A 16,248-nucleotide genomic window follows, 5' to 3' on the forward strand; every position below is an offset into this window, starting at 1 on the left:
AGAGGCAGCCTTTGGTCAGTGCAGTTTCAAGCGCGGATGCATGGCCCGGCTAATGCGGTCCATCAGCCAGATGACGCCGGTTCTCACAAAACCATGCAGTGCCACCTGATGCATGCGGTACAAAGAGAGATAGAACAGTCTGGCGACTTTACCTTCGATATACATGCTCCGCCCGGACAGGTTGCCCATCAGGTTGCCGACCGTGGTGTAGCGGCTGAAGTTGATGAGGGAGCCGTGATCGTTATAGATAAAGGCTACCGGCGCTTTGTTATCCAGCCTGTTGACCAGGGTTTTGAACAAGGTGGTGGCCTGTTGATGAGCCGCCTGAGCGCGAGGAGGTACCGGCTTGTCCGAGTCCGGCTGGGGGCAGGCGGCGCAATCGCCAAAGGCGAAAATGTTTTCATCGCGGGTGGTTTGCAGAGACTGGCTCACCAAGAGTTGATTACCCTGGTTGGTTTCAAGGCCACCAATAGTATGGAGAAACGCTGGCGCTTTGATGCCGGCAGCCCAGATGGTCATGTCGGAGGGCAGCTCGGTGCCGTCTTTCATAACCACGCTGTGTGGTCTGATTTCGCTGACCGGCTGGCCGGTCAGAACCTGCACTCGCTGGTGCTCAAGTTCCCGTAAAGCGGCGGTTGAAAGGCGGGTGGGCAGAGCTGGCAGTATTCTGTCTGCGGCTTCAATGACACGAATGGTCACGTCTGCCGGTCGCAATTCATTCATACCGTAAACGGGTAGTTCCCGGGATGCCAGCCTCAGCTCGGCTGCCAGTTCAACCCCCGTGGCCCCGGCCCCAATAATCGTGATCGGCAGCTCGTGAGAGGCGCCCTGGTTGGCTTCGTGATTCTTGCGTAAAAAGGCGTTCAGCATCAGATTGTGGAAGCGTCTTGCCTGGGCCAGGCTGTCCAGAAACAGACAATTTTCCTGAGCTCCGGGGGTGCCAAAATCGTTGGCGTTACTGCCAACGGCGATCACCAGGGTGTCGTAGCTGACAGTGCGTTCGGGCACGACTTCGTCACCGTCATTATCATGGAACGGTGCCAGGGTTATTTTTCGGGCCTCTCTGTCGAGGCCGCTCATGGACCCGAGCTGAAACTCGAAATGATGTTTGAGCGCATGGGCCCGATAATTGACCTCGTTGCTATTGGCGTCCAGTGATCCTGCGGCCACTTCGTGCAACAGGGGTTTCCAGACGTGCGTGAGTACCGCGTCGACCAGGGTAATCCGGGCCTTGTGTTTCTTTCCGAGCTTGTTGCCAAGGCGTGTCACCAGTTCCAGACCCCCGGCTCCACCACCAACGACTACAATATGATGCAGGTTTTCCATAACACCGACCTCGTGAAGTAAAGACAGGCAAACGCTCTGGCAGACAGAACACTTGGCTCTCGTTGCTTCCACTATTGGTGTGACAGCCGGGCTGGAGGGCGAGCTCCATCGGGGAAGCCTATCCTAGCGTGATGGCTCAACCTGAACAATGGGACTTCGGTGTCAAAAAGCGTGATGACTGGACAAGGTCGCGAGCTCCCTGTTAAAAACGATGGAGAACTGAATTCGTACTGAAAGAACCAAGCCTGAACGAGGAGCCTGATGTGAAACTAAGCGTAAAAGGTATAGCAGAGAACCAACCGATTCCCGAGACCTTCGCATTCGGCGTGTTTAACGCGGAGGACCACATGAGTTTCGGTCCGAACCGTAATCCCGAGATGGTATGGACCGATGCGCCGGCGGGTACCAAAAGCTTTGTCATCATGATGTTTGATCCCGATGTGCCCAGCGTCGCTGACGACGTGAACCAGGAAGGCAAAACCGTTTCCAAAGACATCCCCAGGGTCGATTTCTTCCACTGGTTGCTGGTGGATATACCGGCCAACATCACCCGCATGCCGGAGGGTGAAGACAGCGACGGTGTGATCCCGAAAGGTAAAGCGCCCGGCAAGGGGCCGCTCGGTATCCGTGGTGTTAACAATTACACCCAGTTCCTGGCAGGCAATCCGGATATGGCGGGCACTTATGCCGGTCATGACGGCCCCTGTCCGCCCTGGAACGATGAGATCATTCACCACTACCATTATGAAGTCCATGCACTGGACGTGGAGTCACTGGGGCTCACCGGTGAGTTCGATGGTGCAGCGGTGCGTGAGGCAATGTCCGGTCACGTTCTGGACAGCGCCCGGGTGACCGGGACCTACACCCTGAATCCGGCCCTGAGATAACCCCATGTCCGAAGGCTGGGATCGCGGTTGAAACCGCTCCTACGGGGTGCCCGGGACCTGGGTGTTGGTAGGAGCGACTTCAGTCGCGAAAGGGGTCATCGCCAATAGCCCCTGTCAGTGATGCAAGATCTGCTTCAGGAACTGCTGGGTGCGTGCTTCCCTGGGGTTCGTGAAGAACTCCTCCGGGGGCGCCAACTCGACAATTTCGCCCTCGTCCATGAAGATCACCCGGTCAGCTACGGTTTTGGCGAAGCCCATTTCGTGGGTGACACAGATCATGGTCATGCCGCTGCCGGCCAGTTCCACCATGACATCCAGCACTTCCTTGATCATTTCAGGATCCAGTGCCGAGGTGGGTTCGTCAAACAGCATGATTTTGGGCTTCATGCACAGCGCCCGGGCAATGGCCACCCGTTGCTGTTGACCACCGGAGAGCTGGCCCGGGTATTTGTGCGCCTGTTCCGGGATTTTGACCCGTTCCAGATACTCCATGGCGGTGGCTTCGGCTTCGCGCTTGGGAACCTTGCGCACCCATAGCGGCGCCAGACAGCAATTCTCCAGTACCGTCAGATGCGGAAACAGGTTGAAGTGCTGAAATACCATTCCGACTTCCTTGCGCACAGTGTCGATCTGTTTCACATCGTCGGTGAGCTCAACATTATCCACAATGATCTGGCCCCGCTGGTGTTCTTCCAGTCGGTTGATGCAGCGGATAAAGGTAGATTTGCCAGAGCCGGAAGGCCCGCAGATGACGATACGCTCGCCTTCATTCACATCAAGGTTCAGGCCCTTGAGCACGTGAAAGGTGCCGTACCACTTGTGCATGTCCACGACCTTGATGATGGTCTTGTCGGCGTGTTTGGCGGATTCCACCGGGGAAGTGCGCGAATCTTCCGGGTTTAGTGCAGTGTTTTGTTCAGTCATGTCGATGTCCCATCAGGATTTATGACCAGTGTCGAGTTTTCGTTCAAGGTTCTGGCTGTAGCGGGACATGCCGAAACAGAAGATCCAGAAACAGAAGGCCACGAAGACATAGCCTTCTGTGGTGACATTCCGCCAGGCTGGATCGGTGATGGTTGACTGGACCGCCCCCAAAATATCGAACAGGCCAATAATGAGTACCAGCGTGGTGTCCTTGAACAGGGAAATGAAGGTGTTAACAATACCGGGAATAACCAGGGTCAGTGCCTGGGGCAAAATCACCAGCCCGGTTTTGCGCCAGTAGCCAAGGCCCAGGGCACTGGCGGCTTCGTATTGGCCTTTCGGTATCGCCTGCAGACCCCCTCGTACCACCTCCGCCATATAGGCTGACTGCCAGAGGATGATGCCGATCAACGCCCGCATCAGCTTCTCAAAGTTAACGCCGTCCGGCAGGAACAGGGGCAGCATCACGGAAGCCATGAACAGCACGGTGATCAACGGTACCGCTCGCCACACCTCAATAAAGACCACGCACAGGCCACGGATGATAGGCATATCCGAGCGCCGTCCAAGCGCCAGCACGGTCCCTATGGGCAGGGCTGCAAGAATCCCGACATAGGCCAGAATCAGCGTCAGCATCAGGCCGCCCCAACGGCTGCTCGGAACCTCTTCCAGACCGAACCAGCCGCCGGGGATCAGGATGTATCCGATCAGCGGCAGGCCGGTCAGCCCGAAGATACCGAACCACTTGCGGGCCGGGAAGCGCTCGATGAACTGAGGCGCGAAGGCCACCGCCAACAGCCCGAACATGATATCAATGCGCCATTGCAGGGCATCGGGATAAAACCCGTAAATAAAGAAGTTGAGGCGCTGACCGATGAACAGCCAGCAAGCGCCCTCACCACTGCAGTCAGCGGCGGTTTCGCCGGTGAAAGTCGCTTCAAGGAACACCCAGTTGAGCAGCGGCCCCACACTCGTGACCACCAGATAGGCAGCTACCAGCGTCAGAACGATGTTGTACCAGCTTGAAAACAGGTTTTTTCGTACCCAGCCAATTACGCCGATCTCCTGCCGGGGCGGTAATTCCGATGGAAGGCTCATCATCGCTCCTGCAGCGCTACAGCGCGGTTGTAGATATTCATGAGAACCGAAATGATCAGGCTGATGGTGAGATAAACAGCCATGGTAATGGCCACCACTTCAACCGCCTGGCCGGTCTGGTTCAGGGTGGTACCCATGAACACGGACACCAGGTCCGGGTAGCCGATTGCCGTTGCCAGTGAGGAGTTTTTCACCAGGTTAAGGTATTGGCTCGTCAACGGCGGAATGATCACCCGCATTGCCTGGGGAATCACCACCAGCCGCAGGGTCAGGCTCGAGCGCAGGCCAAGGGCACTTGCTGCTTCTGTCTGGCCATGGCTGACGGCCAGAATTCCGGACCGGACGATTTCAGCAATGAAGCTCGCGGTGTAGAGCGACAGCGCGATCCAGAGCGCGGCCAGCTCCGGCAGGATAGAGGCTCCGCCGGTGAAGTTAAAACCGGTCAGCGATGGCATTTCCCAAACCAGGGGAGCCCCGGTCAGAACAAACACCAGCACGGGTAATGCGACAATAAGTCCCAGACCCACCCGGAAAGCAGGAAACAACTGGCCGGTTTTGAGCTGACGTTTCTTGGCCCACCGGTGAATGAAAATTGTCGCCAGGATCCCGGCGACCAGCGCCGCCATTACCCAGCCAAAACCCGGCTCGGCCGCCGCTGTGGGGAAGTAAAGGCCCCGGTTGCTGAGAAACAGCATGTCAGCCACATCAATGCTTTGACGTGGGCTGGGAAGATTTTGCAGCACCGCAAAATACCAGAAGAATATTTGCAGTAGCAGTGGGATGTTACGGATGGTTTCGACATAAACCAGCGCCAGCTTGGCAATCAGCCAGTTACTGGAGAGTCGTGCTACACCCACAATAAAGCCGAGGATGGTGGCCGCTACAATGCCCATGGCCGAGACCAGCAAGGTGTTGAGCAGACCCACCCAGAAGGTGCGGCCGTAAGTCATGGTGGAGTCGTAAGGGATCAGGCTCATGATGATGCCAAAGCCCGAGGTCTGATCAAGGAAGCCGAAACCGGTGCTGATACCGCGACTTTCCATATTGCTCAGGGTGTTCTGGAACAGTGTCCAGCCAAACCAGAAAACAGCTGCAAGAGCGATGGTCTGGAATACAATCGTCCGTATCCTGGGATCATTCCAGGGTTTGGGACGCGTGCGCACAGGAGTAATATTGGATTCGTTCATGGAGAAACCCGAACTACGCCCCTGATGACCAGGGGCAACTGAACGTCAAACATTCCGGCCACATCAGTAATGGCCGGAATGTCATGGCTATCGGGTATTAACGTACCGGAGGGGCGTACATGATGCCTCCGTTACTCCACAAAGCGTTCAGACCACGGTCGAGTCCCAGTGGAGTGTCCGGTCCGACATTACGGTCATACATTTCGCCGTAGTTACCGACAGTCTGGACGATACGGAAGCCGAAATCAGCGGGCAGGCCGAGTTTCTCACCCATGTCGCCGGTGGTACCCAGCAGACGCTGAATCTCCGGGTTTTCAGACGACTTCATCTCCACCACGTTATCTTGGGTTACGCCCAGTTCTTCGGCGTTGATCTGAGCGAACAGTGCCCATTTGACAACGTTGAACCACTGATCATCACCCTGGCGAACAACCGGGCCAAGAGGTTCCTTGGAAATAATGTTTGGCAGAATAATGGCACTACTGGGGTCCTCCAGCTTGCTGCGTAACGCGGCCAACTGTGAGCGGTCGGAGGTCAGAACATCACAACGGCCGGCGGCAAAACCACTGACAGTCTGTTCGGAGGTGTCAAACACCAGCGGGTTGAATTTCATATCTTTGGTGCGGAAGTAGTCTGCCAGGTTCAGTTCCGTTGTTGTGCCCGCCTGTATACAGACCGTGGCGCCATCAAGTTGCTCAGCGTTATCTACGCCCAGCTTCTTGCTGACCAGGAAACCCTGACCGTCGTAGTAGTTGGTGCCGGTAAAATTGAGGCCCAGAGAGGTATCTCGGGTCAGGGTCCAGGTGGTGTTACGGGACAGAATGTCGATTTCACCGGACTGCAACGCGGTAAACCGCTCTTTTGCCGTCAGCGGTGTGAACTGGACCTTGTCGGCACTGCCGAAGACTGCGGCCGCGACGGCACGACAGGTATCCACATCGATGCCGGTCCAGTTGCCCTTGTCGTCGGGTTGGGAAAAGCCCGGCAAACCTGTGGTTACACCACATTGCACATGACCCCTTGATTTTACATCATCCAGGATCGAGGCCAGCACGTTGCCTGTCATCAGGGTGCCGGCAAGCGTTGCCGCAACTGCGACGAGTGAGAGTCGTTTTTTCATTATCGTAAGTCTCCGAAGTTTCGGTTAGGTATTCAGCCAATGCATAGTAGCAAGGTGTAAGCCAGACTACATAACCCACTGATTATTATTGGTATTAGGTTTTAACTCTGAGAGCGGCGGTACAACCTGGTGCATGCTTTCCATAAAATCGACCCGTATTGGTGCATTCAGGCCGGAATTTGGTGCACTGTCGGTGTACCACAATCTCAGAGTCAGAGCGTGCCTTTCATAAGGACTTCGCATCTATAGTAGTCGATGAAATTACAAAAGCTCAATATCTGCGACTTAAGTAGAAGAAGCTGCGCCATTAAAGTGCTAATGCTGCCACAATTATTTCCAAAAACCACGGATAAAACCGGTTTATGAACCTTAGCCACTACATCCAGAGAATCCGGCAGGGTGAACCTGTGAATTATCACGGCTTCGTCAAACATCTGCCTGCGGCGATCCGGAGTCGCCATCAAAGGCTGTTTAGCACTGAAAAAGTGGCCGCCAACCGATGGCAGGTAGACTGTCTTGACGCCGGACTCCTTGATGAACTTGAGGCTGAAGCAGCAATGCCTCAAAATCGTACCGAGGCGGCTTTGCTTGGTGACTCCCATCGCCGCCAGACCGATACCTCCTTTTTATTGGTTTATCATAGTGCCCTAGCTGATTGTCGTCCTGCGGTCGTCGTTCTGACAGCCAGCGAACAACGGCAGGATTTCGTCGCCAAACCCAATGTCCTGCTGATCGAGAACGAGCAGAACTTTGCCCGGCCAGAGCCAATGTTGGCCTTTGCCGCTCACTGCTGTGGCACGGCGCTCAGCCTCGACAATACCGATGTCGTACTTGCCGGAGGCAACCGTATTGTGCGGTCGCTTAATGTCACCTGGCTAGGTCAGTACCGCCGGGTTTTATGTGCTTTCGATTATGATCTGGGCGGATTGCGAATATACTCCTCCCTGCGCACCAGGCTGGGCGACGGCGTTTTGTGGGTGCAACCCCAGAGGTGGCAGAGTTACCAGGGCCTGTTCAGGATGAAGCCTAAATCAACTGAGCGTGCTTTGCAGGCCATTGAACTGGCCCGCCAACTAGGGTTTGTTGGCCTGGCTGAAACATTTCGCAATACCGGCCATTTTATGGAGCAGGAAATGATCCTGGAACTTGCAGTATTACCCGGAGAGTCATAGTGAGCCCTGATCAGTTTGGATTCCGTATCAGGCGGCTGGTGCTGGTCGATTCCGCGGGCTTTTGCTACGTCGAAATCCCCGTTGACGAGCATGCCGTCATCCTCGGAACCGGTAACCTGGGCAAATCCAGTCTGTTGAATTCCCTGCGCCTGTTTTTGCTGCCGGAGGGTAATTTCCGCAACAGTCGCAAGAAGTTCTCGTTTAGAAACGCCAGCGCAGGCAGTTTCTACTCCAATGAAGAAAGCTACCAACACTACTTCCCGGGTCAGTACAGCTTTCTGGTTATGGAAGCAGAAAACCCGGCCGGCGTGCATTGCCAGATTCTTTACCGAGACCGCTCCAGCGATCTGAGTTATGGCCGGATGTTTGTTCCTGCGCCCTATGAGGATCTTCGGCCCCTGTTCTGGACTGCAGGCGGGGACGAAGACGGTGTTGGCCATGCAGTGTCCGGTTTGTCGGTCAGCAAGGTAGCGGAGGCGATCAAGAAGCTGTCCCGTAACGTTGTCGTCACCAGTGATCCCAACAAACTCAAAACCATGCTCTACAGCAGCGATCTGATGTCGCCAGATGCGGTGCGCTACTCGGTATTGCCGTTGGCAGATGGCGATGAGCGCAAAGTTCAGTCCCTGCGTACCCTCATCCTTCTGTTATTTGAAATGAAGGCGGACGACCGCGCGATGGCCGACGCGGTCGCCAGTATCATCGAGGCGGACAAGAAATTTGCCGACGACGCCTTCGATTTCGACATCGACCAGTTCCTGCTGCGCCACGAAGAATTGAAGTCCCAGGATGAGCGTCTCACCCGCATTGAAAAGGAGCGGCCCCGGTTCGACAAGCTGAACCAGTCCTACCTTCGCCATCAGACGATGGCGAACAGCCAGGGTGAATTTGCGGCTTTTCGTGATGGCCTGGGCGTCGCGCTGGCGCAATCCCGGGAGAGTCATCAGCGGGCAAATAACGCCCGGGCAGACATCCGGGAAACCGCCCGGCATTCCGAGCGTCAGGTTAAAGGCCTGGAAGACCAGCTCAAGGAACTGAATGGCGAGATCAGAACCCACACCCGCAACCTGACCAAGGCCGAGGATGACCAGCGCCGTGGCGAGCTGATGATGGCCCGCTATGCCGGTATGGGTCACGATGACATTCGCAGTATCCTCACAGAGGAGCTGGAAGCATCGGAGTCTCAGCTGCGGGCCTTGCAGAACGCGGCCCAGGCCCAGGTCCAGAAGCAGCGCCTGAACGACCAGATCAGCGCCATTGACCGCCGACTGAAGCAGCTGATTGATCGTCAGCAGCGCCAGAAGTGGCAATTGCATCGCCAGTTGGACGAATCCGTGGTGGCGCCGTTGCAGGCGCTGGATTCACGCCTGGTGCTGGCGAGCCCCGGCCAGGCTCTGGACGACAGAACCACCGCGACGATTCAGGCCTTCGCAGAGCTGTTTACGCCCGCCAATGAGGTGTTCGAATGGTTCGATACCGAGTTCAATCGCTTGCCGTTGCACCAGGAGGACCTGGAGGCCCAGCGTCAGAAGTGCTCCGATGAGCGGCGCGAACTTCAACGCCGTCTTGAGGAGCTGGTTGAGAGCGACAACGAAGCCCTGGACCGCCCCCGCAAGATCGCCGATACCGAGCAGGAAGTAACGGCTGCAAAACAGGATCTGGAACTGCTGGAGCGGCTGCCAGCGGCCCGAATAAACAGCCAAGATGCCGACGCCGGTATCCGTGACTGCGAGAAGGTCAAAGCTGAGACTGAAGGCGCGCTGGCGCTGGAACGGGCACGGCTCGAGGCGGTGCAGGAAAAACTCGCGCAGGCTGACGCCGAGCTGCGGCGGGCGACCGAGCGGGAGAACGAGTTTATCCAGCTCAATAAAACCGTCGGTTCCCTGCAGCACCGTATTCCGGTGCTGGCGGCCGCCACTGCGCCGGCTGCCCTGCCGCCGGAGGCTCTTACCCTGGTGGCGCTGGATGATATTGCCCGCCAGCTGGATGAGCTTACGGAGCTGCGTCAGTCGATCCTGAACCACCTTAGGCATTTCGAACGCGAGGGCACCCTGGAGGATCGTGAGGCTCAACTCCAGCACGACAGTCCCGCGGCTGAGGTTATCAGGGAAAGCTTCCAGCGGCTGGCTCAGGTATTTTCCGAGCTGACCGAGCAGGAGCAGTTATTGCGTGGCCAGATTACCGCCCATAACGAGACCGTCGCCAGTTACCGTCAGGCTCTGAAGGCCAACAGTGAGCACATCCGGCGGTTCGAGAGCCAGCTCAATGGCGAGCTTGAGGGTGTCACGATCAACGACCTGGTGGAAATCCGGGTGGATATTCATACTGACCCGAAATTCCGCAACCTGGTGGAAGAGTCCGAGGCCATTGACCCCTATTCTGACCGACTTCAGTCCGACGCTTTCTATGACCGGCTGCGGGTGTTTGTAGCGGAATTCTTCAGTGACCAGTCCCAGGGTTACCGGTTGACCATGGATAAGGTCATCACTGGCGTGTCCTACCGCACCCGCAAACAGGACAGCACCGGCCTGGACACCAAGGGCCAGTCCACCTCCACAACTGCCCTGATCAACCTTGAACTGGTACACAGGCTGCTGCGCCGAGTGCTTTATCCGGGCGTACACCTGTCGTTCCCCATGGTGCTGGATGAATTGGCGAGTGTGGATGTCAGTCAGATGCCAGCGCTGCTGGACCGGCTCAAGGGCCAGGGCTTCAACCTGTTTTCCGCTGCCACCCACAGCGCCAGCCCGGAAGTGATCTACCAGGTTGGCCGACACCTGGAAGTGGGTCAGATGCGCACTTCGCGTCCTTACGATAGCCGCCGTACCCTGGTGTTCTGGGGCGGCGCCGAAGGCTTCGCCCGCAACGGCACCCAGAGCTGGCTTGACCAGTCCCAGTCCAGTCTTTGGGATAGCACCCGGGAACCCGAGCCGGCGGGCGAAAACCCATGAACAAGCGCTTCAGCACCCTGGAGACCACCCGCATCCTGTTCGAGCATCCCAAAGTGATGTTCCGGCTGATCGAGCGCATGGACGCCAGTGACACCCGCTATGTGCTGGAGAGCGACCTGGTCCACACCGTGCTGGAATACGCCAGTGGTCTCCGTAAAGCCGATCAGGAACGGCTGCGCAGGGCGTTCAGCAGCGATAACCTGTTCCGCAGCGGCATGGTGATTGATATTGATAAAGTGGCGGGGGAGCGTCGGCTGGTATTTCAGGAGGCCTTGCTGGGGCTGATGCGAGCCTGTAACGCGTCGCTCTATCAGGAACTGACCGACGCCCGGCTGCGCTCCTATCTGGTGACCTTGCGGGATGTCCGGGACCGACTTACCGGAAGCACCTTCAGCGAGGTCGATCCGGATTTCACCGAGCTCCGGGAAGACCTCAACGAGCGTATCAGCCAGCTGATTGGCGTGTTGCGTCAGAACATTTTCCGCATGCAGACCATCAGCGCCGAGCTGGCGGACCTGTCTGGCGAGGCCAGCCGGGGTAATGAAGCGTTCGGCGAGTTTCGCCAGAACCTGTTTGAACAGATCACCACCCTGTATGAGCGCCATATCAAACCGACGCTGGTGTTCCTGAATCCGGACTCCCGGCTATCTGATGGAGTTAGCCTGTTCGGCACCCTGCAAGGTATTCGGGAGCTGCTGGAACGCAACGATCAGCAGGCTACCGCGGATCAGATTTTCCGGGCGGCCCTGAGCCTGAACGCCATGCACCGGCCCATTCAGAAGGTCGCCGTCGAGGTTGACCACTTCCTGCGCAAAACCCGTGTCGGGATGGTCCAGTACAACACCATGGAACATCATTTCCAGCGCCTGCGCAGCCTGCTGGAGGACACCCAGACCCAGGACCTTCGAAAAACCCGCCTTGATGGCCGCGAGTTTGTCCAGAGCACGGCCTGGCTGTCAGGCCTCAAGGGCCACTGGCGGCCCCGGCAATACGCCTTTGGCGAGTCGGAAAGCTATTATCATCTGCTGTTCTCGGAGCTCCACCTGCGGCTTACTGATCTGAAGCGGCAGCACCAGGCTCCCGTACTGCCGGAACTGGCAGCCCAGACCAACGGCCCGGCCATGGACATCCAGCGGGTTGAGAAGCTGTTTCGCTGGGTGGACTCACTGGAGCTGCGTCCGACCTCGGACCTGGTGCTGGAGCTGCATGGTCGTCTCGAAAATTTTATCAGTGGCTACCACTTTCCGGATCTGCTGGTGGCGATGAACCGGCTGTCCCACACCGATCTCGCGCCCCTGACGCTGGTTACTACCAACCGTTTCCGTCAGCTTGGGCAGGATAACAACGAACAATACATCTACCGTAAACGCAGGCTACAGCATGCAGAATGATGAGCATCCGGTGATCGGGGAAGAACGTAACGGTTTTGAGGGTATCCTGCCCCGGGATTCCGCCGCCCTCTATCGGGAGCTGGTCGCCGGCCGGGTCATCCTGCGGGAATCCTACAACCCGCACCGGTCGGAACTGGAAGACAACCGACTGTACAATCTGGTCTATAACCACCTCAGCCACTTTCGCCGGCTTTATGAGCACCTGGGCTTTGAGCTGGTCTTCAGCGAGCAGGGCGCGTTCTTCTATATTCGCGAGAACACTGACGACGAGAGCGAGGAACACGACGAAAATGCTTTCCGGGTCCAGGTGATCCTGCTGATCATCGGTCGTTATTTCGCCCGCACCGGGCGGGACCTGGACTATCTGGGCCGTGCGGATGCCGGTCTGAAAGAAGACGACCTCAACGCCATCAGCGCGGATGAAGAATATCAGGACATTCTCCGCGCCGCCCGTCTGGATAAAGGCCTGCCGGGCGCGCTGGACTACCTGTCGAGCCGGAACTTCCTGTTCAAATCCGGCGCCAGCCGGTATTTCCTGAGTTCAGCCGGCATGTTTTTTCTGCGCGCACTGGTCGAGGAGTACGAAAGCCGCTAACTTCCCGGATTTTCAACGTAGTGTCCGCCACCGGATACAACCGTGTGGAGCCTGCCTTCGTACAAAGGCCCGGGAAGGGCTTTTGTCACGATTTCATAAAGTTTGCCTCTGACCTGTAACCTTCGGGCGTGTCATGGGTCTACCATGCACCGACAGATAAACTCATCCATTCAGGTGAACCCATGAATCAGAAAAAACTGGTCATCATCGCGCTTATTGCTGTTCTGATTGGCGTTTTTATTGTGTTTGATGGCCCCGGCTTACTGACGCTGGAAAATCTCCAGCGCCATCAGTCGGACATCGGCCAGTGGATATCCAGCAACGCCACCACCGCCATACTGGGTTTTGTCGTGGTGTATGTGGCCGTCACAGCCCTGTCGTTGCCCGGCGCAACCATTATGACCCTGGCCGGGGGTGCGTTTTTTGGCAACCTCTATGGCCTGATGGCAGTATCGGTAGCCTCTACCCTGGGTGCGTCGCTGGCTTTTCTGGCAGCTCGCTTCTTGCTGCGCGATACCCTGAAGCGCCGATACCGTGAAACGGTTGCACGTATGGACAAAGGCATCGAGAAAGACGGCGCCTTCTATCTTGCGACTTTGCGTCTGGTGCCGGTGTTCCCGTTCTTCCTGATCAACCTCACCATGGGTCTGACCAGCATGAAATTGCTGACTTACATGTTGGTGAGCTGGATCGCGATGCTGCCGGGAACCTTTGTTTACGTAAATGCGGGCACCCAACTGGCGCAGATCGAATCGGTGGGTGATATCGCCTCACCGGGTCTGTTGTTGTCGTTCGCGCTGCTGGGCCTGTTCCCGCTGATCGCCAAGTTTGTGGTCGGTTTTGTCCGGCGGCGCAGGGTCTACAAGGGTTTCGGCAAGCCTCACTCCTTTGATTACAACCTGCTGGTCATCGGCGGCGGTTCAGCCGGATTGGTGTCGGCTTATATCGCAACGGCGGTAAAAGCCAAGGTCGCGCTGATTGAAAGGCACAAAATGGGGGGTGACTGCCTCAACACTGGTTGTGTGCCATCCAAGGCGCTGATCCGGTCAGCGAACGCGGCCGATACCCTGCGCCATGCCGACCGCTATGGGCTGGAGTCGGTTCCGGTCAAAGGTTCCTTCGCCAACATCATGGCTCGGGTCAAGCGCATCATTGCTGAAATAGAGCCCCATGACTCACCGGAGCGTTACCGCAAACTGGGGGTGGACTGCATCTTCGGTGAGGCACGGTTCGTATCGCCCTGGGAGGTTGAGGTGCAGGGCAATGGCGGCACAACCCAGCGCCTGACTGCCCGAAGCATCGTTATTGCGACCGGAGGCAAACCGGCCGTGCCGCCGATTCCCGGGCTGGCGGACATGGAGCCACTGACCTCCGAGAATCTGTGGTCACTGGAGCAGCAACCGGAGCGGTTGTTGATTCTGGGTGGCGGCCCGATTGGCTCGGAGCTGGCTGAGGCGTTTGCACGACTGGGCTCAAGGGTGACCCAGGTGGAAATGGCCGACCGGTTGCTGGCGAAAGAAGACGCCGACGTATCGGCATTGGTGCTTGAGCAGTTTCAGCGTGAAGGCATTGACGTGCGGCTTGATCACAAGGCCGCGGAGTTCCGGACTGAGGACGGTCAGAAGGTTGCCTATTGTGAGCACAATGGCGAACGGGTGCGTATTGCTTTTGATCAGGTGCTGGTCGCCGTAGGGCGCAGCGGCAATACCCAGGGCCTGGGTCTGGAAGTGCTGGGCATTGAGCCGGAACGAAATGGCACCCTGATGGTCGAAGCCGACCTCAGCGTGAGGTATCCGAACATCTTTGCCTGCGGCGATGTGGCAGGTCCGTATCAGTTCACCCATGCAGCGGCCCATCAAGCCTGGTATGCGGCGGTGAACGGGCTGTTCGGGGAGTTCAAACGCTTCAAGGTGGATTACCGTGTCATGCCCTGGGTCACCTTTACCTCACCGGAAGTGGCGCGGGTAGGTCTGAGTGAGGCCGAAGCGAAAGCCAAAGGCGTAGCCTATGAGGTTACCCGTTACGGCCTGGATGATCTGGACCGGGCCATCACTGAAAGCGAAAACCAGGGCTTCATCAAAGTGTTAACACCGCCGGGCAAGGACAAGATCCTCGGGGCGGTGGTGGTTGGGTCTCACGCTGGGGAGATACTCTCAGAGTTCACCCTGGCAATGAAGCACGGCCTGGGTATGAACAAAATTCTGGGGACGATTCATCCCTACCCGACCTGGAACGAGTCTGCCAAATACGCGGCCGGGGAGTGGAAACGGGCCCATGCGCCCCAGGGCATTCTGAAGTTGCTGGAAAAGCTCCATGACTGGCGTCGCCGCGGCAAAGGCCACGCCCGGCAAGTGGAGGTTTCAGAACAGCAGTAATGATCGCGATCAGCCCTGATACCTGTAAAGAATAACGGAGTAAGTATGGCGGTAAATGACAGTACGGCACGCAGAATACCGATGGCGGAAGTTATGGCCTCCCGCGCATTCGACAGCTGGACCCACACCCGCAATGGCAGCCCCCGTGGCTATATTGATGCGGACCGCCTCAAGGAGCTGTGGATCCACACCGGCACCGCCTGCAATCTGGCCTGTCCGTTCTGCCTGGAAGGTTCACACCCGGGCGATGGCCGCATACCCGGTATGAAGCTCAGCGACGTCAAGCCGTTTATCCACGAAGCACTGGGTATGGGGGTGGAGCAATTTTCCTTTACCGGTGGTGAGCCTTTTGTGATCAAGGACTTCGTAAATATCCTCGATTACGCCAGTCAGCATCGGCCCTGTTTTGTGCTGACCAACGCGACGGATCCACTGCTGAAACGCACCCATCAGGTGTTGCCGCTGCTGAACAATGCTTATCCAATTCATTTCCGGGTCAGCCTCGATTACCCCGACGCGGCCCGCCACGACAACGATCGTGGCGAGGGCAGTTTCGCGAAGGCGCTAGAGGGCATTCGCTGGCTGCATGAGCAGGGCTTCAAAGTATCCATTGCCCGGCAGACTGATGACAATGAAGTGGTCGCTGAGGTGGAGGCCTCATTCCGGGCCATTTTTCGTGATTGGGCAATTCCCGAATACCTGGCTTTTACGTCGTTCCCGGATCTGGGGACTCCGGGGTCGGAAGACGGCAGCCCGGAAATCACCGAAAACTGCATGGAGAAGTACCCCACCAGGGAGACACGATCCCACTTCATGTGTACTTATACCCGCATGTTGGTGAAAAAAGGCGACCAGGTTCGGGTTTATGCCTGCACGTTGGTGGACGATGATCCGGAATACGATCTCGGAGGAACTTTGAGAGAGAGCATGAATGAACGCATCATGTTGCGGCATCACCGGTGTTTTTCCTGTTACCGGTTCGGGGCCAGCTGTTCGGCGCCTGGCTGAACTTGGTTAGCCTCAGTTTGGGAGATAGCGAATTGCGAGGTGAGGTGTTTGGAAACACGCCCGTGAATACGTCCTTGTAGGGCTCGGGTGCAGCCATCCTTGGCTGCACACGGTTTCCAAACACCTCACCTCCCACTTCGCTCCGCACATTGAACGCAAACGCAGAGTTCGAAGAAGGGGGTCAGAAAGAATTTTTCAGACTGTCGGGGGCCAT

At 57.2% G+C, this 16,248-nt stretch carries 12 protein-coding genes; 7 read left to right on the plus strand and 5 right to left on the minus strand.

What is annotated here, in order from left to right:
* Positions 1–15: 15 nt before the first annotated feature.
* Complete coding sequence (locus tag F6Y09_RS05675) at positions 16–1,326, minus strand: NAD(P)/FAD-dependent oxidoreductase (RefSeq protein WP_152205899.1); 1,311 nt, start codon at positions 1,324–1,326, stop codon at positions 16–18.
* Between the two features lie 263 nt (positions 1,327–1,589).
* On the opposite strand from F6Y09_RS05675, the gene F6Y09_RS05680 reads away from it, so the two are divergent.
* Positions 1,590–2,213 carry a YbhB/YbcL family Raf kinase inhibitor-like protein gene (locus F6Y09_RS05680; protein ID WP_152205900.1) on the plus strand — a complete coding sequence of 208 codons (624 nt, stop codon included), beginning with the start codon at positions 1,590–1,592 and terminating at the stop codon, positions 2,211–2,213.
* Positions 2,214–2,327: 114 nt separating this feature from the next.
* On the opposite strand, the gene F6Y09_RS05685 is transcribed toward F6Y09_RS05680, so the two are convergent.
* The 4 genes from F6Y09_RS05685 to F6Y09_RS05700 form a co-directional block, all read right to left on the minus strand.
* The gene (locus tag F6Y09_RS05685; RefSeq protein WP_152205901.1) at positions 2,328–3,137 is read right to left on the minus strand and encodes an amino acid ABC transporter ATP-binding protein; all 810 of its coding nucleotides are present in this window, start codon (positions 3,135–3,137) and stop codon (positions 2,328–2,330) included.
* Positions 3,138–3,149: 12 nt separating this feature from the next.
* Positions 3,150–4,235: an amino acid ABC transporter permease gene (locus tag F6Y09_RS05690; protein WP_152205902.1), complete on the minus strand. Its 1,086-nt coding sequence runs from the start codon at positions 4,233–4,235 to the stop codon at positions 3,150–3,152.
* Positions 4,235–5,422 carry an amino acid ABC transporter permease gene (locus tag F6Y09_RS05695; protein ID WP_152205903.1) on the minus strand — a complete coding sequence of 396 codons (1,188 nt, stop codon included), beginning with the start codon at positions 5,420–5,422 and terminating at the stop codon, positions 4,235–4,237. The genes F6Y09_RS05690 and F6Y09_RS05695 overlap by 1 nt, the downstream gene beginning before the upstream one ends.
* 97 nt (positions 5,423–5,519) lie before the next feature.
* Positions 5,520–6,542 (minus strand): amino acid ABC transporter substrate-binding protein, encoded by a 1,023-nt coding sequence (locus F6Y09_RS05700; protein ID WP_152205904.1) that lies wholly within the window; start codon positions 6,540–6,542, stop codon positions 5,520–5,522.
* Positions 6,543–6,904: 362 nt separating this feature from the next.
* Here F6Y09_RS05700 and F6Y09_RS05705 point away from each other — a divergent pair, with 362 nt between their 5' ends.
* The 6 genes from F6Y09_RS05705 (at position 6,905) to F6Y09_RS05730 (ending at position 16,034) form a co-directional block, all read left to right on the plus strand.
* The gene (locus tag F6Y09_RS05705; RefSeq protein ID WP_152205905.1) at positions 6,905–7,714 is read left to right on the plus strand and encodes a hypothetical protein; all 810 of its coding nucleotides are present in this window, start codon (positions 6,905–6,907) and stop codon (positions 7,712–7,714) included.
* On the plus strand, positions 7,714–10,665 hold the full coding sequence (locus tag F6Y09_RS05710) for a coiled-coil domain-containing protein (protein ID WP_246180321.1): 2,952 nt from the start codon (positions 7,714–7,716) through the stop codon (positions 10,663–10,665). The genes F6Y09_RS05705 and F6Y09_RS05710 overlap by 1 nt, the downstream gene beginning before the upstream one ends.
* Positions 10,662–12,056 carry a hypothetical protein gene (locus F6Y09_RS05715; RefSeq protein ID WP_152205907.1) on the plus strand — a complete coding sequence of 465 codons (1,395 nt, stop codon included), beginning with the start codon at positions 10,662–10,664 and terminating at the stop codon, positions 12,054–12,056. The genes F6Y09_RS05710 and F6Y09_RS05715 overlap by 4 nt, the downstream gene beginning before the upstream one ends.
* Positions 12,046–12,651 carry a condensin complex protein MksE gene (locus F6Y09_RS05720; RefSeq protein ID WP_152205908.1) on the plus strand — a complete coding sequence of 202 codons (606 nt, stop codon included), beginning with the start codon at positions 12,046–12,048 and terminating at the stop codon, positions 12,649–12,651. Before F6Y09_RS05715 ends, F6Y09_RS05720 begins: the two co-directional genes overlap by 11 nt.
* 182 nt (positions 12,652–12,833) lie before the next feature.
* The gene (locus F6Y09_RS05725; protein WP_152205909.1) at positions 12,834–15,026 is read left to right on the plus strand and encodes an FAD-dependent oxidoreductase; all 2,193 of its coding nucleotides are present in this window, start codon (positions 12,834–12,836) and stop codon (positions 15,024–15,026) included.
* Between the two features lie 45 nt (positions 15,027–15,071).
* On the plus strand, positions 15,072–16,034 hold the full coding sequence (locus F6Y09_RS05730; RefSeq protein WP_152205910.1) for a radical SAM protein: 963 nt from the start codon (positions 15,072–15,074) through the stop codon (positions 16,032–16,034).
* Positions 16,035–16,248 lie beyond the last annotated feature (214 nt).

The sequence above is a fragment of the Marinobacter changyiensis genome (genome assembly GCF_009193265.1).
GTDB lineage: Bacteria > Pseudomonadota > Gammaproteobacteria > Pseudomonadales > Oleiphilaceae > Marinobacter > Marinobacter changyiensis.

What these genes read in the sequence shown, in the direction of transcription:
- F6Y09_RS05715 (WP_152205907.1), top strand. Translation starts at nt 10,662, where the DNA reads ATGAACAAGCGCTTCAGCACCCTGGAGACCACCCGCATCCTGTTCGAG.
- F6Y09_RS05720 (WP_152205908.1), top strand. Translation starts at nt 12,046, where the DNA reads ATGCAGAATGATGAGCATCCGGTGATCGGGGAAGAACGTAACGGTTTT.
- F6Y09_RS05675 (WP_152205899.1), bottom strand. Translation starts at nt 1,326, where the DNA reads ATGGAAAACCTGCATCATATTGTAGTCGTTGGTGGTGGAGCCGGGGGT.
- F6Y09_RS05695 (WP_152205903.1), bottom strand. Translation starts at nt 5,422, where the DNA reads ATGAACGAATCCAATATTACTCCTGTGCGCACGCGTCCCAAACCCTGG.
- F6Y09_RS05725 (WP_152205909.1), top strand. Translation starts at nt 12,834, where the DNA reads ATGAATCAGAAAAAACTGGTCATCATCGCGCTTATTGCTGTTCTGATT.
- F6Y09_RS05730 (WP_152205910.1), top strand. Translation starts at nt 15,072, where the DNA reads ATGGCGGTAAATGACAGTACGGCACGCAGAATACCGATGGCGGAAGTT.
- F6Y09_RS05685 (WP_152205901.1), bottom strand. Translation starts at nt 3,137, where the DNA reads ATGACTGAACAAAACACTGCACTAAACCCGGAAGATTCGCGCACTTCC.
- F6Y09_RS05700 (WP_152205904.1), bottom strand. Translation starts at nt 6,542, where the DNA reads ATGAAAAAACGACTCTCACTCGTCGCAGTTGCGGCAACGCTTGCCGGC.
- F6Y09_RS05690 (WP_152205902.1), bottom strand. Translation starts at nt 4,235, where the DNA reads ATGAGCCTTCCATCGGAATTACCGCCCCGGCAGGAGATCGGCGTAATT.
- F6Y09_RS05705 (WP_152205905.1), top strand. Translation starts at nt 6,905, where the DNA reads ATGAACCTTAGCCACTACATCCAGAGAATCCGGCAGGGTGAACCTGTG.